At 63.8% G+C, this 22,265-nt stretch carries 19 protein-coding genes; 10 read left to right on the forward strand and 9 right to left on the reverse strand.

Translation table 11 applies throughout. From position 1 onward, the window contains the following. Positions 1-27: 27 nt before the first annotated feature. The 5 genes from xylB to OKW20_RS26800 form a co-directional block, all read right to left on the reverse strand. On the reverse strand, positions 28-1,482 hold the full coding sequence (xylB, locus tag OKW20_RS26780) for a xylulokinase (RefSeq protein ID WP_429177004.1): 1,455 nt from the start codon (positions 1,480-1,482) through the stop codon (positions 28-30). Between the two features lie 50 nt (positions 1,483-1,532). Then, positions 1,533-2,570, reverse strand: a complete 1,038-nt coding sequence (locus OKW20_RS26785) for a LacI family DNA-binding transcriptional regulator (protein WP_429177006.1) — start codon at positions 2,568-2,570, stop codon at positions 1,533-1,535. A 145-nt stretch (positions 2,571-2,715) separates the two neighbouring features. Continuing rightward, positions 2,716-3,831 (reverse strand): metallophosphoesterase, encoded by a 1,116-nt coding sequence (locus tag OKW20_RS26790; RefSeq protein ID WP_429177009.1) that lies wholly within the window; start codon positions 3,829-3,831, stop codon positions 2,716-2,718. 89 nt (positions 3,832-3,920) lie between these two features. Then, entirely contained in the window at positions 3,921-5,510 is a 1,590-nt protein-coding gene (locus OKW20_RS26795) for a DHA2 family efflux MFS transporter permease subunit (protein ID WP_156134123.1), read from the reverse strand. 149 nt (positions 5,511-5,659) lie between these two features. Continuing rightward, a complete protein-coding gene (locus OKW20_RS26800) occupies positions 5,660-6,871 on the reverse strand; it encodes an HlyD family secretion protein (protein ID WP_043618475.1) in 1,212 nt (403 codons plus the stop codon). 191 nt (positions 6,872-7,062) lie between these two features. Here OKW20_RS26800 and OKW20_RS26805 point away from each other — a divergent pair, with 191 nt between their 5' ends. From OKW20_RS26805 to OKW20_RS26815, 3 genes are all read left to right on the forward strand, one after another. Beyond that, on the forward strand, positions 7,063-7,743 hold the full coding sequence (locus tag OKW20_RS26805; RefSeq protein ID WP_429114815.1) for a TetR/AcrR family transcriptional regulator: 681 nt from the start codon (positions 7,063-7,065) through the stop codon (positions 7,741-7,743). Positions 7,744-7,838: 95 nt separating this feature from the next. Next, positions 7,839-8,678, forward strand: a complete 840-nt coding sequence (locus tag OKW20_RS26810) for an AraC family transcriptional regulator (protein ID WP_429177011.1) — start codon at positions 7,839-7,841, stop codon at positions 8,676-8,678. Between the two features lie 171 nt (positions 8,679-8,849). Further along, entirely contained in the window at positions 8,850-9,599 is a 750-nt protein-coding gene (locus OKW20_RS26815) for a TerC family protein (protein ID WP_043618480.1), read from the forward strand. 237 nt (positions 9,600-9,836) lie between these two features. Here the strand turns inward: OKW20_RS26815 and OKW20_RS26820 are convergent, their stop codons facing one another. Both OKW20_RS26820 and OKW20_RS26825 read right to left on the reverse strand, forming a co-directional pair. Further along, a complete protein-coding gene (locus OKW20_RS26820) occupies positions 9,837-10,217 on the reverse strand; it encodes a VOC family protein (protein ID WP_429177013.1) in 381 nt (126 codons plus the stop codon). Positions 10,218-10,441: 224 nt separating this feature from the next. After that, positions 10,442-10,789 carry an ArsR/SmtB family transcription factor gene (locus OKW20_RS26825; protein WP_043618487.1) on the reverse strand — a complete coding sequence of 116 codons (348 nt, stop codon included), beginning with the start codon at positions 10,787-10,789 and terminating at the stop codon, positions 10,442-10,444. Between the two features lie 257 nt (positions 10,790-11,046). On the opposite strand from OKW20_RS26825, the gene gltX reads away from it, so the two are divergent. Both gltX and lysS read left to right on the forward strand, forming a co-directional pair. Then, positions 11,047-12,504 carry a glutamate--tRNA ligase gene (gene gltX, locus OKW20_RS26830; RefSeq protein WP_429177015.1) on the forward strand — a complete coding sequence of 486 codons (1,458 nt, stop codon included), beginning with the start codon at positions 11,047-11,049 and terminating at the stop codon, positions 12,502-12,504. A gap of 10 nt (positions 12,505-12,514) precedes the next feature. After that, positions 12,515-14,011, forward strand: a complete 1,497-nt coding sequence (lysS, locus tag OKW20_RS26835) for a lysine--tRNA ligase (protein ID WP_113187302.1) — start codon at positions 12,515-12,517, stop codon at positions 14,009-14,011. A 95-nt stretch (positions 14,012-14,106) separates the two neighbouring features. On the opposite strand, the gene OKW20_RS26840 is transcribed toward lysS, so the two are convergent. After that, positions 14,107-14,766, reverse strand: coding sequence for a hypothetical protein (locus tag OKW20_RS26840; protein ID WP_429177019.1), 660 nt, complete (start codon positions 14,764-14,766; stop codon positions 14,107-14,109). A gap of 199 nt (positions 14,767-14,965) precedes the next feature. Next, positions 14,966-15,289, reverse strand: a complete 324-nt coding sequence (locus OKW20_RS26845) for a hypothetical protein (RefSeq protein WP_429177022.1) — start codon at positions 15,287-15,289, stop codon at positions 14,966-14,968. Between the two features lie 201 nt (positions 15,290-15,490). Between OKW20_RS26845 and OKW20_RS26850 the strand changes: the two genes are divergently transcribed. The 5 genes from OKW20_RS26850 to OKW20_RS26870 all read left to right on the forward strand — a co-directional run bounded on the left by OKW20_RS26850 (position 15,491) and on the right by OKW20_RS26870 (position 22,187). Continuing rightward, positions 15,491-16,444 (forward strand): nucleoside hydrolase, encoded by a 954-nt coding sequence (locus OKW20_RS26850; RefSeq protein WP_043618497.1) that lies wholly within the window; start codon positions 15,491-15,493, stop codon positions 16,442-16,444. A gap of 88 nt (positions 16,445-16,532) precedes the next feature. Beyond that, positions 16,533-17,543, forward strand: coding sequence for a ligase-associated DNA damage response exonuclease (locus OKW20_RS26855; protein ID WP_429177025.1), 1,011 nt, complete (start codon positions 16,533-16,535; stop codon positions 17,541-17,543). Positions 17,544-17,546: 3 nt separating this feature from the next. Continuing rightward, on the forward strand, positions 17,547-19,166 hold the full coding sequence (locus tag OKW20_RS26860; RefSeq protein WP_429177027.1) for a cisplatin damage response ATP-dependent DNA ligase: 1,620 nt from the start codon (positions 17,547-17,549) through the stop codon (positions 19,164-19,166). Positions 19,167-19,229: 63 nt separating this feature from the next. Further along, positions 19,230-19,415 (forward strand): DUF3008 family protein, encoded by a 186-nt coding sequence (locus OKW20_RS26865; RefSeq protein WP_043618506.1) that lies wholly within the window; start codon positions 19,230-19,232, stop codon positions 19,413-19,415. A gap of 132 nt (positions 19,416-19,547) precedes the next feature. Then, a complete protein-coding gene (locus tag OKW20_RS26870; RefSeq protein ID WP_429177136.1) occupies positions 19,548-22,187 on the forward strand; it encodes a bifunctional diguanylate cyclase/phosphodiesterase in 2,640 nt (879 codons plus the stop codon). Positions 22,188-22,265: the final 78 nt, after the last annotated feature.

Genomic DNA, 22,265 nt, shown 5'->3' on the forward strand with positions numbered 1-22,265 from the left:
CAGCGGATCGAGACATAGGGCGCCGTATCACGACACGGCGCCCTTGATCGCCGGATAGAGCCGGCGGTAGCGCTGGTAGCTCTCCTCATAGGCCGAAACCAGCGACGCCTCCGGTGCGATGGTCTCGGCCGTGCGCGGCGCGTAGCAGGTGGCGACCGGATCGGCGCCGGTTGCGGCAATGAGGCCGAGACGGGCCGCCCCGAAGGCAGCACCGAAATCGCCGTCGGCGGGCAGATCGACCGGCAGGTTGAGCGCCGTCGCGATCGATTTCAGCCAGTAACGCGAGCGCGAACCGCCACCGATCGCCGTCACCCGCGTGAGCGTCGTGCCGGCGGCACGCAAAGCTTCGAGGCTGTCGCGAATGGCGAAAGACACGCCCTCCATCACCGCCTGGGTCAGAACCACACGGCTGCTCTCATGACCAAGCCCGACAAAGGCGCCGCGGATCGCCGCATCGTTGTGCGGCGTGCGCTCGCCGGAGAGATAGGGAAGGAAGGTGACGCCCGAAGGCGCCTTCAGATTATCGCCAAGCTCGGCGCTCAGGTCGGCAGCACTGCGGCCGGCGATGCCGGAGTACCAGTTGAGCGCATCGGTCGCCGACAGGATCACGCCCATCTGGTGCCAGGTGTTCGGCAGCGCATGGCAGAAGGCATGCACGGCGCTTTCAGGGTTGGGCAAGTAGCTGGCGTTGGCCGCAAAGAGAACACCCGAGGTTCCGAGCGAGACGAAGGCATTGCCCTCGCCGACCGTGCCCATGCCGCAGGCCGAGGCCGCATTGTCGCCGGCGCCGCCGGCAACCACGACGTCACCGGAAATCCCCCAACGCGCCGCCAGTTCCGAACGCAGCTCCCCGGCCGCATCGGTTCCCTCGACCAGGCTCGGCATCTGCTTTTCGTCCATGCTGGTAGCGGCAAGCAGGCTTCCCGACCATTGCCTCTTGCCGGTGTCGAGCCAGGCGGTGCCGGCGCTGTCGGACATTTCCGACATGTGTTCGCCGGTCAGCCACAGGCGCAGATAATCCTTCGGCAGCAGCACCCAGCGCACCTTGGCGAAGATGTCTGGCTCGTTGGCCCGCACCCAGGCGAGCTTCGGCGCGGTGAAACCCGGGAAAACGATGTTGCCGGTGATCGCGCGGAACTGCGGGTCCGCGTCAAGCGCTGCCGCCTCGCGGAAGCTGCGGGTGTCGTTCCAGAGGATGCAGGGCCGAAGCACGCGGTCGTCGGCGTCGAGCAGCGTCGCGCCGTGCATCTGGCCCGAGAGCCCGATGCCTCTGACGGCCGCAAGTTCCTCGGGATGCGCCGCCTTCAGCCCGGCAATCGCCTCTTCGGTGGCTCGCACCCAATCGGCCGGATCCTGTTCCGACCAGCCGGGATGCGGCCGCGAGACGTCGAGCGCGCCGGAGGCGGAACCGACGATGCGCTGGTCACCATCGATCAACATTGCCTTGACGCCCGAGGTGCCGAGATCCAGTCCGAGATACATGCTTGCCTCCATTGAGCAGTTCCTCGAAAGAACTGCGTAAATTCAAAGCACTACGCCGGATCGACCGGCAGGTTGTCCTTCAGGAAAATCTCGATGCGGATGCGCTCCTGCGCGCCGATCACCGCAAGCCCGTCGGCACGGGCCTTCAGCACCCGGATGGCGCTGCGCACCTCATGGCCGGCGTCCTGATTGAGGAGCGCGTCGAGCGTGCCGGAAAGAAGTGCCGCACGGCTATGCGGCGTCAGTTCATGGGCGATGGCGCAAACGGCCTTCTCGCGACCTGCCTTTTCCAATGCCGCGATCAGGCCGCGGTTGCCGGCGCCGAGACTGTAGATGCCGGCAAGCTCCGGGTGATCGGAGAGCAGGCTGGAAACGAGGCGATCGACCTCGGCCGGATCGTCGTGGCCCTCTACGACGGGCAGAAGCCGGCGCCCGGGCGCGCTCTCCGCCATGGCTGCGCCAAAACCTTCGAGACGGTCGCGATGGTCGCGCACCAGCATCGAGCCGGCGACGATTGCCACCGGGCCGCTTCGGCCACCGAGGAAACGCCCCATCAGAGTGCCGGCGGTCCGGCCGGCTGCGACGTTGTCGACACCGGCGAAATGATCGCGCGAAGACCCCGGCAGATCGGACACCAACGTCACGACGGCGATGCCGTCCTCACGCAGCGCGTCCACCGCGCTCACAACTTCGGGTGCATCGATCGCGACGACCGCAACGCCGGCCGGGTCAAGCGCCCACGCTTTATGAAGTGCTTCAGCCAATGCTGCCGGGTCGAACGCCGGCACGGACAAGACCGTGATCGCCGTGCGCTCGACGGCGGAGCGGACTTTCGCCGCCTCCACCTCGGCCGCAAGGCCGCGCATGAAGGTGTTGTCGCCCTCCGGCAGGATGAAGACCAGCGGATAGGTCCGGCTCTTGGCGAGGTTGGCGGCCGCCACATCGCGCACATAGCCGAGCGCTTCGATGGCGCGCTCTACCTTGTCGCGGGTGACGCTGCGCACGCCCGGGCGGTTGTTCAAAACCCGGTCGACGGTCGCGAGGCTGACCCCGGCTCTGGCAGCGATATCGTGAACTGTCGGGCGCATGTTTTCCTCCGGGTTCTGCCTTTAGAGGAATTTCTGATGTACGTAAATCAAAAATCCGCAAGACGTAGAAAGCGGAGCGCCGTGCCGCCGTCCGGAGAAGACGGATCCGACGCCTTAACGATTTGATTCATCTTGGTTTTTCGAGCTAGGAAAGGCGCTTGCTGAAGGCATCGGTAAAGACGACCTCGCCATGGCTCTGTCCGGCCTCCGCCAGCGCGACGTCCATGAAACCATCGGTAACGCGCACGAGGGCAAAGCCCCCCATATAGGCGGCCTTCGGCTTGACGAGATCGAGCCCGCCCTGGCGGTAGATCATCGCCGTTTCGTGCTGGTGGCCGTGGAACAGGCCGATGACGTTGCTGCCCTTGACGGTCTCGAGCAGCGCCTGGCGCTGAGGCACGCTCCACCAATGCGCAGCGCCGTCGCCATCGTCGTCGAAGGTTTTCGCCTTGGCATCCCAGACCTCGGTCGAAAAGGCGTCCCAGCCATAGTGCTGGAAGAGGATCACCGGCCGGCCATCGCCGGCATAGCTCGCAAGATCCTGCTTCAACCAGGGCAGCGCATTGACGGCGCCCTTGGTCTCGTCGCCACCGAAGCGTTGCAATTGCACCAGATGCAGCCCGCCCCAGTCCCAGGAGTAGCAATCCGAAAGCGGATCGTAATTGGTGACCGGCACCGGCGGCTTGTAGAACACCGACTGGCGGTGGTTGAGTTCGACATAGTCGCGCAGTTCGCGGCGATACCAGTCGACATGCGGCGGCGGCCCGTCCTGGTCGAGGTCGTGGTTGCCGAGGCCGACATAGACGGGCATGTGGACGTGGTCCGGCCCTGCCCCTTCCTGGTAGCGGCTTGAAAATTGCTGCAGCTGCCGGCCCTCGCGCGGCTGGCGCACCTGGCCGCCGCCGTCATCGGTGAGATCACCGCCAAGCACCAGGCCGAGCGGCTTGCCGATCTCCCGCCCGGCGCTTGCAAGTCCGCTCGGCTTGCCGGCAACCGTCTCCGGCCAGCGCATGGCGTGCACGGCGTTCAGCGCTGCCACATGGCGCAGCAGATTGGCGTCCGTCTTGCCTTCGGCCGCGCAGTTGGGAGCAAGCCCTTCGATCGAAACGAGGCAGGCATGGATGTCGTTGGAAAACAGGAACGTCACGTCGATGGCCGGGACGGCAGCGCGGCTCCGGGAGGCCGCAAGCGCCGCCCCGAGACCGGCAAGGCCGGCAACGAATGATCGCCTGGATATGCCGTCAGAACCCGATCGCCGCATGCCGCTCCCCCTCTCACACTTGGGACAGAAGTGTGCCGCAAGGCGCGGCTCGCGTAAACCGAGAGCCGCGTCCTGCTTGAGAGGGGGAGCTAGTGACCGCCGCCGCTAGGGCCGACGCCCTCGGGCTTCTTGATCATCATCACGCCGAGGATCAGCGACAGGAACAGCACCGTCAAAAGCATGAAGATATCGCCGAAGGACAGGATGATCGCCTGCTTCTGCGCCATGCCCGCAAGCTGCTTGATGGCGATCGTCGTGCCGTCGAGACCATGGGCATTGAAGTTGGCGGCCATGTTGTTGAACCGCTCCATCGCCTCCGGATTGCCCCACTGGATATGCTCGGCAAGCCGCGCATAGTGGAAGTCCTGGCGCTGCGTCAGGATCGTGTTGATCACCGCAAGCCCGACTGCACCGCCGAGGTTTCGGGTCAGGTTGAACAGGCCCGAGGCGCCGCGCATGCGCGCCGGCGGCATGGTGCCGAGCGCGATGTTGTTGATCGGCACCATGCACAGCATCAGCCCGACGCCGCGCAGGATCTGCGGAATGAACAGCTCGTAGAAATCCCAGTCGGCCGTCAGGTGGCCCATGATCCAGGTGCCGCTGGCAAAGCTGGTGAAGCCGATCGTCATCAGCACGCGCGGGTCGAGCTTGCCCGAGAGAATGCCCGCGACCGGCGCCGTGAAGAACATGGCAAGGCCCGAGACGAACATGGTCTCGCCGATCATCAGCGAATCGTAGCCGCGGATACGGCCGAGATAGAGCGGATAGAGATAGGTGAGGCCGTAAAGGCCGATGCCCATGACGAAGGAGAACATCGAGCCGAAGGCGAAGTTTCGGTTGGCAAAAGCCCTGAGGTCGACGACTGGAAACTCCACCTTGAAGGCGCGGTAGAAGAACACGATGGCGGCAATCGCCGAAGCGACCGCACCCATGACGATGTGCTCGTCGTTGAACCAGTCGTTGGTGTTGCCCTCTTCCAGCACGTATTCGAGCGCGCCGAGGAAGACCGCCATCGAGGCCAGGCCCCACCAGTCGAACTTCTTGAACAGGCTGAGCTCCGGCTTGTCGAAGTCGATGAAGGTCCAGGTGAGCGTCGCGACGATGATGCCGGGAATGACGTTGACGAGGAACAGCCAGTGCCAGGAGAAGGCGTGGCTGAGATAGCCGCCGACCGTCGGGCCGATCGTCGGCGCCAAGGTCGCGATCAGGCCGATGATCGGCGAGACGATGTTGCGCTTCGACGGCGGGAAGATGGTGAAGGCGGCCGCAAAGACCGACGGAATCATGCCGCCGCCGATGAAGCCCTGGATCGCACGGTAGACGATCATCTGGTCGATGTTCGTCGCGGTCGCCGCCAGCGCGCTTGCCGCAGTGAAGCCGGCCGCCGAAACCGAGAACAGCACGCGCGTCGAGACGATGCGCGCAAGCGTGCCCGAGAGCGGGATCATGATGACTTCGGCAATGAGGTAGGATGTCTGCACCCAGCCGATCTCGTCCGAACCGGCGGAAAGGCCGGCCTGGATTTCAGCAAGGGAGGCCGAGACGATCTGGATGTCGAGGATGGCCATGAACATGCCGACGACCATGGCGAAGAAGGCGATCAGCCTCTTCGGGTCCATATGTTCCTCGACCTTCGGTGCGGCGGCCGCCACCGAGCCTGCTGTTGCCGTTGCGGCCATCTCAGCCACTCCTTGCATGGGCGCGCTTGGGCGCCAGCGTTCTGGACATGCGCATTTCGCCGCGCCGGCGTTCCGGACTTCACCCGCGCTCCATGGCGCCGGGGTCTCGGCAAAAGGCGCGCCCAAGGGCGCGCCGGCATTGCGTCCGCTTACTTGGTCGCGGCAACCTTGGTCTGGTCCGGCGCCGTGCGCGTGTCGACATCGACGACGACGCTCAAGCCCGCGCGCAGGTGCCCTTCGGCCAGCACGTCAGCCGGCAGGGTGATGCGCACCGGCACGCGCTGGATCACCTTTGTGAAGTTGCCGGTGGCGTTTTCCGCCGGCAGCAGCGAGAAGACCGAACCGGAAGCCGGCGAGATCGAGGCGACCGTGCCTTCGATCGCGTGGTCCTCATAGGCGTCGACATGCACCTTCACCTTGGAGCCCGGCACCAGATGGGCGATCTGGGTCTCCTTGAAGTTGGCGTCGATATAGAGCTGATCGACCGGAACAAGGGCGGCAAGCCGCTGGCCGGCCGACACGAGATCGCCGACCTGGACTGCGACGTTGCCGACGATGCCGTCATAGGGCGCCTTCAGCACGGTGAAGCCGAGGTCGCGGTTGGCCTTGTCGCGCGCAAGCTCCAGTGAACGGATCTCGCTTTCGGCTTCCGTGCGCTGCGCTTCGAGAACAGTGATGCTGGCATTGGCAGCGGCAATGTTGGCGTCCGCTCCGGCAAGGTTTGCCCGTGCCTGGTCGAGCGCCACATCGGCGTTGTCGAGCGAAGCGACGGTGCCAACGGCCTTGGACTGGAGGTCGCTCGCGCGCTTCTGCGCGAGTTCGGCGCCGCGCACCGTCGCTTCGAGAGCCTTCTTCTGCGCTTCGGTCTGGGCAAGGCTCGCCTTGGCGCCGGCAATCTGCGCATCGAAGCGGCTGAGCGCCAGCTTCTGGGTGGCGATCTTCGCCTCGGCCTGCTCGGCGGCTATGCGATAGTCGCCATCGTCCAGCGTGACCAGTGGATCGCCGGCCTTCACCTTCTGGTTGGCGACAGCGTCGACCTTGGCGACATAGCCGGAAACCTTCGGCGAGATCGTCGCGATGTCGCCTTCGATATAGGCGTCGTCGGTGGAGATCATGAAGCGGCCATTGGTCCACCAGTCGTAGCCATACCAGCCGCCGGCAGCCAGAAGCGCCAGGCCGAGCACCGGAAGGATGGGCTTGCGCGCCTTCTTCTGCGGCGCGGCGGCTTCCTTTGCCGGAGCCGGCGCGACCGCCTGCTCTGCAGCGGGGGCCTTCGCCTCGAGCGCGGTTTCCTGCTGCACTTCGAAAGTCTCGTCGACGGGACGGACGCGGGCAGCGCTGGACGTGTTGGATGCGGACATTGGGCACCGGCCTGGTTAAAGATTGCTGAACGAACTGAACCGTTCGGTTCGATTGGAACTTGACATAAGCCCTTTCTGGTCGCATATCAAGAGGAAATCGAACCGCGCGGTTCGATGACTAAAATTTAATATGAGCAGGACGGAAACAAGCGACCATCATGAGCGGGGCAAAGAGCGGAACCCAGGACATCATGCAGCCGGCAGTTGGCATGGATGAGGATCTCTGTTCGGGCGGCGGCCGACACGCTGCCGGCGAGGATCCGGCCAAGCGTGAGCAGATCCTCGAAGGCGCGCGACGCGCGTTCCTGAGCCAGGGCTTCGACGCCGCCAGCATGAACGACATCACCCGCGAGGCCGGCGTCTCCAAGGGCACGCTCTACGTTTATTTTGAGAACAAGGAAGACCTTTTCAAGGCGCTGATCGTCAAGGGCAAGACCCGGGTGGTCCAGACCGCCAAACACGCGCTCAACGATCACGACGACGTGGAAGAGTCGCTCTACGATTTCGGTGTGACGCTGACGACCAGCATGACGGCGGAAGAGACGATCCGCTCCATGCGCATGGTGATCGGCGTGATCGACCGCATGCCGCATCTGGCCGAACGCTTCTTCAGCGAGGCACCGGAAAACGGCTACACCGTTCTCAAATCCTATCTCGACCGCCAGATTGCCGCCGGCACCCTCGACATCGAAAATACCGAGATGGCCGCCCGGCAGTTCATCGAAATGGCGCAGGCCGGGCTCTTCAAGCATCGGCTGTTCGGCGGCATGTGCTCGGCACCGCCGAAGGAACAGATCGAGGCGACGGTCACCGCGGCTGTGCGCGTCTTCATGTCCGCCTACGGACCGAAGAAACAGGCCGAGCAAGGCTGAACTCTTCCGGCAGCCCGGCGTTACAATCCAGCAATTGCGATCAAGCGCGCCTTGCGGCAACACCCTATCACCGGGGCGTTGCCAAGGGAGTGATGATGAGTGCCATCGGACGGGCGGTCTGGTTCATCGAAAGCCATTTCGCCAAGGACATATCGCTGGAGGAAATCGCCGGAGCCGCAGGGCTCTCGCGCTACCACCTGTCGCGCGTCTTCGGGCTGGTCACCGGCCGCTCGATCAGCGCCTATATCCGCGGCCGGCGGCTGAGCGATGCCGCCCGGGCGCTGTCCGACGGTTCCATCAGCATTCTCTCGGTGGCGCTCGATGCGGGCTACGGTTCGCACGACGCTTTCACCCGTGCCTTTCGCGATCAGTTCGGCGTCACACCCGAAACGGTGCGCAAGCAGAGGCACATTCGAAACATCGAACTGATGGAACCTTTAAGGATGGACGATAACCGCCTCTTGAAAATCGACCCGCCGCGCTTCGAAGACAGCCCGCCGTTGCTTTTGGCGGGCCTTTCGGAAACCTACGCCTACGGCCGCACCCAGGGCATCCCGTCGCTCTGGCAACGATTCAACCGCCATTTCGGGTCGATACCCGGGCAGAGGGGCGACATCGCCTATGGTGTGTGCAGTGACAGCGACGGCGAGGCCGGCACCTTCCGCTACATGGCGGCGGCCGAAATCAGCGACGCCGACGACCTGGCCGAGGGCTTTTCGACAGTGAGGTTGCCGAAACAGCGCTACGCTGTCTTTCTGCATCGTGGCCACATCTCCGCGATCGCCAAAACCGCCGACTACGTCTTCGGAACATGGCTGCCGGAATCCGGGCTGCAGCACGGAGAAACACCTGACCTCATCGAACGCTATGACGAGCGTTTTGACCCGCATTCGGGCATGGGCGTCGTCGAAATGTGGATTCCGGTCAAATCGTAAACGGTAAAGCGCCGCCACAATAAGGCGGCGGCGCTTGTCTCTTCCGCAATGTTTCTTAAATACTTTCGGCGATTCTTGCGCGACGACGCGCCACCACTCGCAGCGCCGCACGTCCATCGGACGCGCTAGGCCGCTGCGGAACTTTGAAGTGCTGAAAGAGAAAGATCGCCGATGCAGGACCTCCTGTTGCTTGCCCAAGACCCCGCCGCCTGGGTCGCCCTCATCACCCTCGTCGTCATGGAGGTGGTTCTCGGCATCGACAACCTGATCTTCATCTCGATCCTCACCAACAAGCTGCCGCCCGAACACCGGGAAAAGGCCCGCCGCATCGGCATCGGCCTTGCGCTCGTCATGCGCCTGGCGCTGCTTGGCACCGTCGCCTGGATCGTCAAGCTGACGACGCCCGTGTTCGAGGCCTTCGGCCACGGCTTCTCCTGGAAGGACATGATCCTGATCGCCGGCGGCCTGTTCCTCGTCTGGAAGGCGACCAAGGAAATCCACCACAACGTCGATCCGAGCGATCACGGCGAGGACTTCATCGCCTCCTCGGCGATCAACAGCTTCGGCGCCGCGATCGGCCAGATCCTTCTGCTCGACCTCGTCTTCTCCGTCGACAGCATCATCACCGCGGTCGGCATGACCCCGCACCTGCCGATCATGGTCATCGCCGTGGTTGCCGCCGTCACCGTCATGCTCGTTGCCGCCAACCCGCTTGCCAACTTCATCGAGAAGAACCCGACGATCGTCATGCTGGCGCTCGCCTTCCTCCTGATGATAGGCACGACGCTGATTGCCGAAGGCATGGGCCTGCATGTGCCGAAGGGTTACATCTACGCCGCCATGGCCTTCTCGGCGCTGGTCGAAATCCTCAACATGGTGGCGCGCAACGCGCGCCTGAGGAAGGCCGGAAAGCTCGACTGACGAGCCGGCTGAAAAACAATCCCGTCATGAGAAAGGCCCGCATCCAAGATGCGGGCCTTCTGCTTGCGGGAGTTCTGGAAGACGCGGAGCCCGAAACCGGCCGTCAACCGCGAGCCATCGGCGGCAAGACAAACGGGGTCGTTTCCCCTTGCCGTCGAGCCTGCCGGGGCCGGTCTCCACGCCTTCTGGTTGGACAACGCATCTCTTCAGGAAACGTTCCGATCCGGTTTCAACCCATCAAACATCCGGACGATGGCCGACCTCGACCAGGATGTTGCCAGGGATCGTTGCGTAAAAGACGTAGGCGCCGTGCCGGTCGGCGGGCGGGATCACCTGGACACCGGCTTGACGCGCCCGCTGGTAGACGTCGTCGACCTCGGCCCGCACCGGCAGCAGAAAGCCGATGTGGTAGGTCTGGGCCCCGAGGCTGACCTGGTCGACGCCGCCGAGCGCGGTGATCGGCGGACTGACGACAAGCACCAGGCCGGAACCGTCCGTCAGGCGATAGAAGGCATCCTTGCCGCGTTTTTCGACCAGCGTCAGGCCGAAATGATCGATGAGGAAGGACGCCGTTTCGGCAACGACAGGGCTATGGAGGTCGATATGGTTCAGTCGCATGTTACAGTCTCCGTGTTCGAGAAACGCGGCGGACTGCGTCGATTGCATACACCCCGCCGCGGACCGATGCGATTGCATCGGAACCACGTCGTGGGTTCGAACGGGACGTTCGAGCAGAGCTTCGTTTAGAAAACCGAAGGGACCGGGCTTACCTTATCCGGTCCTGCCTTTTTCGACGTCCCCTGCTTAGCGCAGAATGGCCAGAGACGGAAGACGGGCGGCGATCAGTTCTTGCCGGCGCCGGGGTCGATGTGCTGGAGTTCCTGCAGATAGGCGTCGAGACGGTCGAACTTCTGCTCCCAGAAGCGGCGGTAGCCGTCGAGCCAGCTGTTGACGTCCTTCAGCGGAGCGGCTTCAAGTTTGCATGGTCGCCACTGCGCTTCGCGGCCGCGGCTGATCAGCCCGGCGCGCTCGAGAACCTTGAGATGCTTGGAGACTGCCGGCAGGCTCATTTCGAAGGGCTCCGCCAGCTCGCCGACCGAGGCTTCGCCAAGTGCGAGGCGGGCGAGAATGGCCCTTCGCGTTGGATCGGCCAGGGCTGAGAGCGTCGTCGACAAGCGATCTTCCGGCATTTTCTAAAAAACCTTTCAGTTAAATAACCTTTTGGTTCATTAACGCCCGCAGGCGGCAGTGTCAACAAAAACCGGCGTGATCGGGTTTCCGTTGACATGATCGGCGTTCTATGGTCTCACGCGAGCCTATTGGAATAGCCTGCCGATACCGTTGTTGCGGCACCCTTGCGGGCCTTTCCTTCCCATAAAATGCGCGCCCCCGGCGGCCGGTTTCTTCTCCGGCAAGGGGCGAAAAGCACGTCAGACGGGCAAAGACCATGGCAAATTCAGCAGTCCGGGTACGCATCGCACCCTCCCCCACCGGCGAGCCGCATGTCGGCACCGCCTACATCGCTCTGTTCAACTACCTCTTCGCAAAAAAGCATGGTGGCGAGTTCATCCTGCGCATCGAGGACACCGATGCCACCCGCTCGACGCCGGAGTTCGAACAGAAGGTGCTGGACGCGCTGAAATGGTGCGGGCTCGAATGGTCGGAAGGTCCTGATGTCGGTGGCCCTTACGGTCCCTACCGCCAGAGCGACCGCAAGGACCTGTACCGCCCCTACGTCGAAAAGATCGTCGAGAACGGTCACGGCTTCCGTTGCTTCTGCACGCCCGAGCGGCTCGAGCAGATGCGCGAGAGCCAGCGCGCCGCCGGCAAGCCGTCGAAGTATGACGGCCTGTGTCTCCACCTGTCCGCCGAGGAAGTGACGTCGCGCGTTGCCGCCGGCGAGCCCCATGTCGTGCGCATGAAGATCCCGACAGAGGGCTCGTGCAAGTTTACCGACGGCGTCTATGGCGACGTGGAAATTCCGTGGGATGCCGTCGACATGCAGGTCCTGCTCAAGGCCGACGGCATGCCGACCTATCACATGGCCAACGTCGTCGACGACCATCTGATGAAGATCACGCACGTCGCCCGCGGCGAGGAGTGGCTGGCCTCCGTGCCGAAGCACATCCTGATCTACCGCTATCTCGGCCTCGAACCGCCGGTCTTCATGCACCTGTCGCTGATGCGCAATGCCGACAAGTCGAAGCTGTCGAAGCGCAAGAACCCGACGTCGATCTCCTACTACACGGCGCTTGGCTACCTGCCGGAAGCGCTGATGAACTTCCTCGGCCTGTTCTTCATCCAGATCGCCGAAGGCGAGGAGCTGCTGACGATCGAGGAACTGGCTGCAAAATTCGACTCGGAGAACCTCTCCAAGGCCGGCGCGATCTTCGACATCCAGAAGCTCGACTGGCTGAACGCCCGCTGGATCCGCGAGAAGCTTTCGGAAGAAGAATTCGCCGCCCGCGTCCTTGCCTGGGCCATGGAAAACGACCGCCTGAAACAGGGCCTGAAGCTCAGCCAGTCGCGCATTTCCAAGCTCGGCGAACTGCCCGATCTCGCTGGCTTCCTTCTGAAGTCGGACCTCGGCCTCAAGCCCGAAGCCTTCGCCGGCGTCAAGTCGACGCCGGAAGAGCTGCTCGAGATCCTCAACACGGTTCAGCCGGACCTTGAAAAGATCCTCGAATGGAACAAGGAATCGATCGAGGCCGAACTGCGTGCGATCGCCGAGCGCATGGGCAAGAAGCTGAAGGTGATCCTGGCGCCGCTCTTCGTGTCCGTGTCCGGCTCGCAGCGCTCGCTGCCGCTGTTCGACAGCATGGAAATCCTCGGCCGCGCCGTGGTCCGCCAACGCCTCAAGGTCGCGTCCCAGGTAGTCGCTTCCATGGTCGGCAGCGGAAAGTAAGGAGAGCACGATGAACGACAAGACCGAGACCACTGGCCTCTCCTCCGACGCCACGGAAGTGCGCGCACAGAAGCTGAAGCTTTTGCGCGAGCAGATCGGCGACGTCTATCCGGCGCATTTCCACCGGACGATGAGCAATGCCGAGCTGACCGCCAAGTACGAGAGCCTGGAGCCGGATACCGAGACGCAGGATGTCGTGACCGTCGCCGGCCGCGTCTACTCCTCGCGCAACTCCGGCATGTTCATGGACATCCATGACGCGTCGGGCAAGATTCAGATCTTCAGCCACAAGGACGTGACGAGCGAGGAAGCCCGCGGACTGCTGCCGATGATCGACATCGGCGACATCATCGGCGTGACCGGCGTCGTACGCCGCACCAAGCGTGGCGAGCTGACGATCAACGCGCAGGCGATCACGATGCTGACGAAGTCGCTGCTGCCGATGCCCGAGAAGTGGCACGGTCTCTCCGACATCGAGATCCGCTACCGCAAGCGCCACCTCGACATCATGACCAACGAGGAATCGAAGCTGCGCTTCCAGCAGCGCAGCAAGATCGTCTCGGGCATCCGTCGCTTCATGGAAAACGACGGCTTCATGGAAGTCGAGACGCCGATGCTGCATTCGGTCTATGGCGGCGCCACCGCCGAGCCGTTCAAGACGCATCACAACACGCTGAAGCTCGACATGTTCCTGCGCATCGCGCCGGAACTGTACCTGAAGCGCACGTTGGTTTCGGGTCTGACCGACAAGGTCTTCGAGATCAACCGCAACTTCCGCAACGAAGGCGTCTCCACCCGGCACAATCCGGAATTCACCATGATGGAGTGCTACTGGGCCTATGCCGACTACGAGGACATCATGGACCTCGTCGAGCGGCTGTTCGGTGAGCTTGCGATGGCGATCCACGGCTCGACCGAGTTTGCCTATGGCGACAAGGAAATCTCCTTCAAGGGTCCGTTCCGTCGCGTGCCGATGCCCGACGCCGTCAAGGAAGCGACCGGTATCGACTTCCTGGCGATGAAGACCGACGAGGAAGCCCGCGCTGCCGCCAAGGCTGCCGGCTTCGAGGTCGAGAAGGACTGGACCTGGGGCGAGTGCCTCGCCTTCATCTTCGAAGAGAAGGTCGAAGGCACGCTGATCCAGCCCGCCCACGTCACGCATTTCCCGAAGGACATCTCGCCCTTTGCCAAGGAAGTGCCGGGCGAGCCGCGCCTCGTCGAGCGTTTCGAGACCTATTGCAACGCCTGGGAACTGGGCAACGCCTTCTCCGAACTGAACGACCCGGAAGAGCAGCGCGCCCGCATGGTCGAGCAGCTGGAGCAGGCGCATGCGCGCGGCGAAAAGGCCAAGCAGCTCGACGACGAGTTCCTTGACGCGATCGACCAGGGCATGCCGCCGGCCGGTGGCCTCGGCATCGGCGTCGACCGCCTGATCATGCTTTTGACCAACGCACCGTCGATCCGCGACGTCATCCTCTTCCCGGCCCGCCGGCAGAAGGCTGATTGATCAAGGTCGCATCGCCACGAACAGGAAGGCCCGCCGCTCACGCGCCGGGCCTTTTTCAGTTTCAGAGGGATCAGATAGCCGGATGTGACCCGGGCCTAGTGGCCCGCGGAAGCCTCGGCGGTCTCGGCCGGCTTGGCCTCGTGTTCACCGGCGCCGCCCTCGGCGGTCGCGCCATCGGCCGGTGCGGCCGAAGGATCGATGCATGGCGAATGGTCGTCCATGGCCGCCATCATCGTGCGGATGTCGTCCATCGAAAGGTCGACGGTCTTGCCATGGAAGACACCGACAGAATTGGCCGTGCCGTCGTTGTAGAACGCCCGAAACGTCTCGCTCATGCCCGGAACGCTCTGCGGACCGGGGGCGAAGAGCACCTCCGCACCGATCGCGGCACCGCGCACATCGGCCCGGTTTTCAGGGCCGGCAGAATCGAGCACGACGACCTGATAGAGATCTGCCCGTTCGGCCTTGGCCAGGGCGCCGACGACGCGCAACGCCGTGCGCATGCGCGCCTGGCCGTCGGCGCGGTCGGTCTTGACATGCATGCGGATCCAGCGTTGGCCGTTGTGGCTGAGCTTCAGCGTGCGAATGGTCGTGCATTCGAGGCCCGACACCTTCGGTTTGGAAAGTTCCGCCATCAGCGCGTCGCGGCTGACATAGACGGCAGCCCCGCCCGAAGCGGCGGAAACACCGAAGGCCGCCGTGAGAATGACGAGCAGTCTCTTCGATGGCCTGATCTTGCCGAGGATAGCCTTCACGAGGGTGGACTCCGCCGTCATATCCAGAAATTGCAAAAAGCCCGGAACGGGCAGCACAACATTAGGCGCGCGACCTTTCGGAAAGTTTAAATTGCGGTAGCGATCTGCCGGCAACCCGCAGGAGACCGGCGGCAGGGGATCAACAAAAAAGGGAGGCGGGCGATTGCGCGCCCGTCTCCCTCTCAAAGCTCTACGTCGATCAGTCCACGGCGATATCGATGCGGTCGCGGCACTCGCGGTAAGGCGAAAAATGCGCCTTGCCCGAGGCGTCGACCCATCGGCGGTTTTCGACGCAATAGGCACCCGACTTCGTCAGGATGACCTTGGGGCGCCGCCGGTTGTAGCTGTCGTTGGAATGGGTGAAGGAACCGATGCCGGCATACCAGTCGCTGCTGTCGGAAGAACCGTTGCCGCCCCCACCGCCGCCACGGCTTTTGCCGCCGGCGCTTTGGGCAAAGGCGGGAGCGGCAAACGACGTTGCCGCGGTGACGACGATCATGGAAACAAGGACCAGCCTATGCATGACATTACCTCCCGGTTGACTGGATGAGCCGTTCCCATCCACACGCAGAGCTTGCCATGCTCGCCCGGTTGGCGGTGTTCCCATGGAAACCGGTCAGAGGCGCGGCCGCTCCCCCATCAACCCGGATGGCGATTGACATTCGCGCCCATCTTGCCTCCATTGCGAGCCGTCAAACACAAGAACAAGAAAAGAAGAACGAGAATGCATAAAGTTATCTTTGATACGGATCCGGGCATCGACGATGCAATGGCGCTGCTCTTCCTGCACCGTCACCCGGCCATCGACCTGATCGGCATCACCACCGTTTTCGGCAATGCCTCGGTCGAAACCACGACGCGCAACGCGCTGTTCCTGAAGCGTGAGTGGGGCATCGACGCGCCCGTGGCCAAGGGCCTCGACAAGACCTTCAATCCTGAGCGCCCGCATGTCGGCTGGCCGACCTTCATCCACGGTGACGACGGCCTCGGCAATATCGACGTGCCCGAGACGATCGACCTGCCGGTCGACCCGCGCCCGGCGCACCGCTTCATCATCGACACCGTTCGCGCCCATCCCGGCGAAGTGACGCTGATCGCCGTCGGCCGCATGACCAACCTGGCGCTGGCGCTGCGCGAGGATCCCGAGTTCGCAGCGCTCGTGCGCGAAGTCGTCATCATGGGCGGCGCTTTCGACGTCAACGGCAACATCACGCCGGCTGCCGAGGCCAACATCCACGGCGACCCGGAAGCCGCCGACGTTGTCATGACTGCGCCCTGGCCGGTTACCGTCGTCGGTCTCGACGTCACCACCCAGACCGTGATGACCAAGGCGATGATCGCCGATGTCGCCGAACGCGGCGGCGACGCCGGCAAACTGCTTGCCGACATCTCGAAGTTCTACGTCACCTTCTACGAGCAGCACGTGCCCGATGGCATGGTCGTGCACGACAGCTGCGCCTGCGCCTATGTCGTGGCGCCTGACCTGTTCACCGTCAGAAGCGGCGCGATCCGCGTCGTCTGCGGCGGCATTGCCGATGGCCAGACGATCCAGAGCCCCGACACCAGGCTGTTCCCGCCGAGCCCCTGGGACGATCTGCCGAGCCAGAAGGCCTGCATCGACATCGATGCCGCCCGCACGCTGAAGCTGATCATCGACACGCTGGTTCTGCCGGGTTGAGGCTGAACGAGGCGCAGCAAATGTTGCGCCTCGAAAAACTTGAACAAGACGGCTGGCGAATGTGCATTCGCCGGCTATCTTTCAGTCCATGAAACCGGACGCCCTGCTCTACCCCGCCCCCAAAGGCCTCTATTGCCCGATCGGTGACTTCTACATCGACCCGGTTCAACCGGTCGAAAGGGCGCTGATCACCCATGGTCATTCCGACCATGCTCGCGCCGGCCATGGCCAGGTGCTCGCCACCCGCGAGACCCTGGACATCATGCGCATCCGCTACGGCGACGACTTCTGCGGCACGAGCCAGCCGATCGCCCTTGGCGAAACGCTCACCGTCAACGGCGTCGAGGTGGGCTTTTATCCTGCCGGCCACGTGCTCGGCTCGGCGCAGATCTCCGTTCGTACAGACGGCACCCGCATCGTCGTCTCAGGCGACTACAAGCGACGGCGGGACCCGACCTGCGCCGGCTTCGAGCCGGTCGCCTGCGATGTCTTCATCACCGAAGCGACCTTCGGCCTGCCGGTCTTCCACCACCCGGACGACCGCGCGGAAACGCGCAAGTTGCTGACGTCGCTGGCGCAGTTTCCCGAGCGCACCCATGTGGTCGGCGCCTATGCGCTCGGCAAGGCGCAGCGGGTGATCGCGCTGCTGCGCGAAGAGGGCTATCACCAGCCGATCTTCATCCATGGCGCCCTGCAACGGCTGTGCGACTACTATCAGAGCCAGGGCATCGACCTTGGCGACCTGCGGCCCGCAACGCTCGCCGCCGACGACAGGCAGGACTTCAGGGGCACGATCGTGATCGGCCCGCCCGCCGCCTTCGCCGATCGCTGGTCGCGTCGCTTCTCCGACCCGATCGCCAGCTTCGCTTCCGGCTGGATGCTGATCCGGCAAAGGGCGAAACAGCGCGGCGTCGAGCTGCCCTTGATCATCTCCGACCATTGCGATTGGGCCGAACTGACAGAGACGATTACCGAGATCGCACCGGCCGAAGTCTGGGTCACGCACGGGCGGGAGGAGGCGCTGGTGCGCTGGTGCGAACTCAAGGGCATCGCCGCCCGTCCGCTGCATCTCGTCGGCTACGACGACGAGGGAGAGTGACGGATGCGCGCCTTCGCCGAACTGCTCGACCGTCTCGTCCTCAGCCCGCAGCGCAACGCTAAAATCCGCCTGCTTGTCGATTACTTCCGCACCGCGCCGGACCCCGATCGCGGCTATGCGCTTGCGGCGATCGCCGGCACGCTGTCGCTCAACACGGTCAAGCCAGCAATGATCCGCGACCTCCTGCTCGAACGCATGGACGCGGTGCTCTTCCAGTATTCCTACGATTATGTCGGCGACCTTGCCGAAACGGTTTCGCTCGTCTGGGAGCCGCCTGCCGGCACCGTGGAGGCGGACATTCCGCTTGGCGAGGCCATCGAGCGCCTGCAAAGGACCGGACGCGCCGATGTGCGCGGCGTCGTTCGCGACATGCTCGACCGATTGGACACCTCGGCGCGCTTCGCCTTCCTCAAGCTGGTGACGGGAGGCCTTCGCATCGGTGTTTCAGCCAAGCTCGCCAAGCAGGCGCTCGCCGACATGGGCGGCAAGGACGTCGCCGAAATCGAGACCCTCTGGCACGGCCTGTCGCCGCCCTACCTGCCGCTCTTCCGCTGGCTTTCGGGAGAGGCGGAGAAGCCGGCGCTTTCGACGCCGGCGGTCTTCCATTCGGTCATGCTCGCCAATCCCGTCGGCGACGGCGATCTCGACGGGCTCGACCCCAAGGATTTCGCCGCCGAATGGAAGTGGGACGGCATCCGCGTGCAGCTTGCCAACATCGGCGGCGTGCGCCGGCTCTATTCCCGCAGCGGCGACGAGATTTCCGGCGCCTTTCCCGATGTGCTGGAAGCCGCCGACTTTTCCGGAGTGATCGACGGCGAACTGCTGGTCGGCGGCACCGCGCGCACCAATCGTGCGACGCGCACCTTCGCCGACCTGCAGCAACGGCTGAACCGCAAGACGGTCAGCCACAAGCTCATCGAAACCTATCCCGCCTTCGTTCGCGCCTATGACATTCTCTTCTCAGGCGAAGAGGACGTTCGCCCGCTGGACTTCGCCGCAAGGAGAGCAATGCTCGCCGGCCTCGTCGAGCGCGCCTCGCCGCAGCATTTCGACCTCTCGCCGCTGGTGCCCTTCTCGTCCTGGGAAGAACTCGACCGGCTGCGCGCCGATCCGCCGGATCCCGTCATCGAAGGCATCATGCTGAAACGGCTGGATTCGCCCTATACGCCGGGCCGCGCCAAAGGCCCGTGGTTCAAGTGGAAGCGCGCGCCCTTCAATATCGACGCGGTGCTGATGTATGCCCAGCGCGGCCACGGTAAGCGCTCGAGCTATTACTCCGACTACACCTTCGGCGTCTGGACCGACATCGAGGGCAAGGAAACGCTGGTGCCCGTCGGCAAGGCCTATTTCGGCTTCACCGATGCGGAACTCGAAATCCTCGACCGCTTCGTCCGGGACAACACGACCGAACGCTTCGGCCCGGTGCGGGCAGTCAGGGCGGAGCCCGATTTCGGTTTCGTCGTCGAGGTCGCCTTCGAGGGCATCAACCGCTCGAGCCGGCACAAGTCGGGCGTCGCCATGCGCTTCCCGCGCATCGCGCGCCTGAGACAGGACAAGCTGCCGCGCGACGCCGACCGGCTGGAGACGCTGCAGGCGATGATCGAAGCGCGGGAGAATACCTAGCTTCGCGGAACATCCGTCGCTGCCTCGCGTTGGCCAGGGCAACCAACCGAAAGGCCACGTGCCATGCCAGCCAAATCGAAAGCCCAGCAGCGTGCAGCCGGCGCTGCCCTTGCCGCCAAGCGCGGCGACGTCAAGAAATCCAGCCTCAAAGGCGCGTCGCGCGAAATGGAAAAATCCATGAGCGAAGGTGAACTCGAAGAGCTTGCAGAAACCAAGCACAAGAAGCTGCCCGAGCGCAAAGGTGACTGAGACGCGAAGGAATAAAAGCGGCACCTAAAACAAGGTTTATTAAGACCCTTTTGGGATTATCCGGCTCAAGACATAGCCATTCGCGTGCCGCCGGGGTGTTTCGTGCCTGCCAGACATGCTTTCAACCTTGGAATGAAGAGGCTCTCCAGGGTTTTGACGCCGAGCTATCTTCCGGCGATCATCGCCGCCTTCGTGGTTCTGGTCGCCGGCATCCTTGCGGACAACCAGAACCAGGTGGTCGACGAGGCGCGCCAGCGCGCCCGCGTCGCCGAGGAACTCAACCCCATCCGCTCCAAGCTCGAGGCCAACGTCAATGGCAACATCCAGCTCGTTCGCGGGCTGATCGGCACCCTGGTCACCGAGCCGGCGATGGACCAGCAGCGTTTCGCCGCTCTGGCGCGCAGTGTCTTCACCGAGCGCTCGCAATTGCGCAGCATCGCCGCTGCGCCCAATCTGATCGTCTCGCTCGTCTATCCGCTCGAACAAAATCGCCGCGCACTCGGCCTCGACTATCGCAAGAACGAGGCGCAGCGCGCCGCCGTCTTGCGCGTAAAGGACACCGGCCAGATGGTGCTTGCCGGGCCTGTCGATCTCGTCCAGGGCGGCAAGGGCCTGATCGGCCGCTTCCCCGTATCGATCGATGCGGGCGGCGGCAGCAACCGCTTCTGGGGCATCGTCTCGGCCATCATCGACGTGGACCGGCTCTATCGCGACAGCGGCCTTTCTTCCGATGAACTCGGCATCGACGTCGCCATTGCCGGTCGCGACGGCACCGGCGCGCAGGGTCCGGTCTTTTACGGCGACGCGAACATTTTCCGCGATGCACCGGTCGAAATGACCGTGCTTCTGCCCGGTGGCTCCTGGCATATCGCCGCCGTTCCGAAGGGCGGCTGGCCGACGACGGCTGGCAATGCCTGGCTCATTCGCGGCCTCATCGTCATCGGCGGCCTGATGATCATCCTGCCGATGGTGTTGACCGGGCGCCTCCTGGCCGAGCGGCAAGGCAACATTCGTGCCCTGAGGCACAGCAAGGCGCAGCTCCAGGAGCTCTCCCATCGGCTGAAGATCGCGCTCGACTCCTCCCAGATCGGCATCTGGGAACTCGACGTCGCCAGCAGGAAGCTGCTCTGGGACGATCGGACCAAGGAGCTCTATGGACGGTCGGCATCGTTGCGCCAGGCCTATGACGACTGGAAGGACACGCTGCACCCGGACGATCTCGACCGCGCCGAACGGGAATTTGCCGAGGCGCTGGAATCCGGGCTCGCCTACAATTCCGATTTCCGCGTCCGCCTGCCTGACGGCGGCACGCGCCACATCCGGGCCAACGGTTCCTTCTATATCGGCGCCGACGGCCACCGGAAGATCGTCGGGGTCAACTGGGACGTGACCGCTGACTTCGAGACCCGCGAAACGCTTTTCGAAGCCAAGCGCACGGCCGAGGCGCACAGCGTCGAGCTCGAAGCGGCGCGCCATCGCATGGAGTTCAATGCGCTGCACGATCCGCTGACCGGCCTGCCGAACCGCCGCTTCCTCGACCAGGTCCTGGCTGAGCGCGACCGGCATTTCGCGCGCGAGGCGAAGCTCAGCATCTTCCACATGGATCTCGACCGGTTCAAGCAGATCAACGATACGCTCGGCCACGCGGCCGGCGACGAGATCCTCAGGCATGCCGCCGAACTGCTGCGTGGCAATGCCGACGAAAAGGACTTCGTCGCCCGCATTGGCGGCGACGAATTCGTCCTCGTCCGCCAGGACGGCGGCATGGAGCCGGACGCCCGGCTGGCGTCGCGCATCATCGAGGCGATGAGCGTGCCCGTCCGCTACAAGGACCAGGAGTGCCGCATCGGCGTCAGCATCGGCATCGCCGCCCAGAGCCAGGCGAACGAAGAGCTGTCGCACGTGCTCGTCAATGCCGACATCGCGCTCTATGAGGCCAAGCGCCGCGGCCGCAACCGGCACGAGATCTTCACCGGCGAACTGAAGACGGCAGTCTTCAAGACCAAGCAGACCGCCGACGAGATCCTGCGCGGGCTCGAGCACAACGAGTTCATCGCGCATTTCCAGCCGCAGTTCTGTCCGCGCTCGCTGGATATCATCGGTGTCGAGGCGCTGGCGCGCTGGGATCATCCGACCAAGGGCCTGCTTGGTCCGCACACGTTCCTGAAGACGGCCGAAGACATCAACGTCGTGGCCTCGATCGACCAGGCGATCCTGGAGCAGGCGCTGTTCCAGATCTACCGCTGGGAAGCGAGCGGCATTCATATCCCCAAGGTCTCGGTCAATCTCTCCTATGCGCGGCTTCACGACGAAAATCTGATCGAGCGGCTGGAGCAGCTGCAGATCCCGGCGGGCCGCCTGTCGTTCGAACTGTTGGAATCGATCTCCTTCGACGAGAGCGACGTGACGGTTCTGTCGAACATCCGTCGGATCAAGGAACTCGGCATCGACATCGAGATCGACGATTTCGGCACCGGCTATGCATCCATCGTCAGCCTCTTGAAGCTGACGCCGCGGCGCTTGAAGATCGACCGCCAGCTCGTCCTGCCGATCCTGAAGTCGCCGGCCGAAAAACGCCTGGTCGAGTCCATCATCGATATCGGCACATCGCTCGGCATCGAGGTGATCGCCGAAGGCGTCGAGACCCTCGAACACGCTGCTATCCTGAAGGAACTCGGCTGCCACGGGCTGCAGGGTTATGCCTTCGCGCGGCCCATGAGCGCCAACGACCTTGCGACCTTCGCCTTCGAGCGCCGGTGGCTGGCAGCCTGAGATAGGCTTCGGCGCCTGTTAAAAACGCAGGTGCGTGCATTTTTCGCAGGCTTGAGGCTTGGCAGCCCTGCCGCGAAT

This window comes from Ensifer sp. LBL, from assembly GCF_050435225.1.
Lineage (GTDB): Bacteria > Pseudomonadota > Alphaproteobacteria > Rhizobiales > Rhizobiaceae > Ensifer.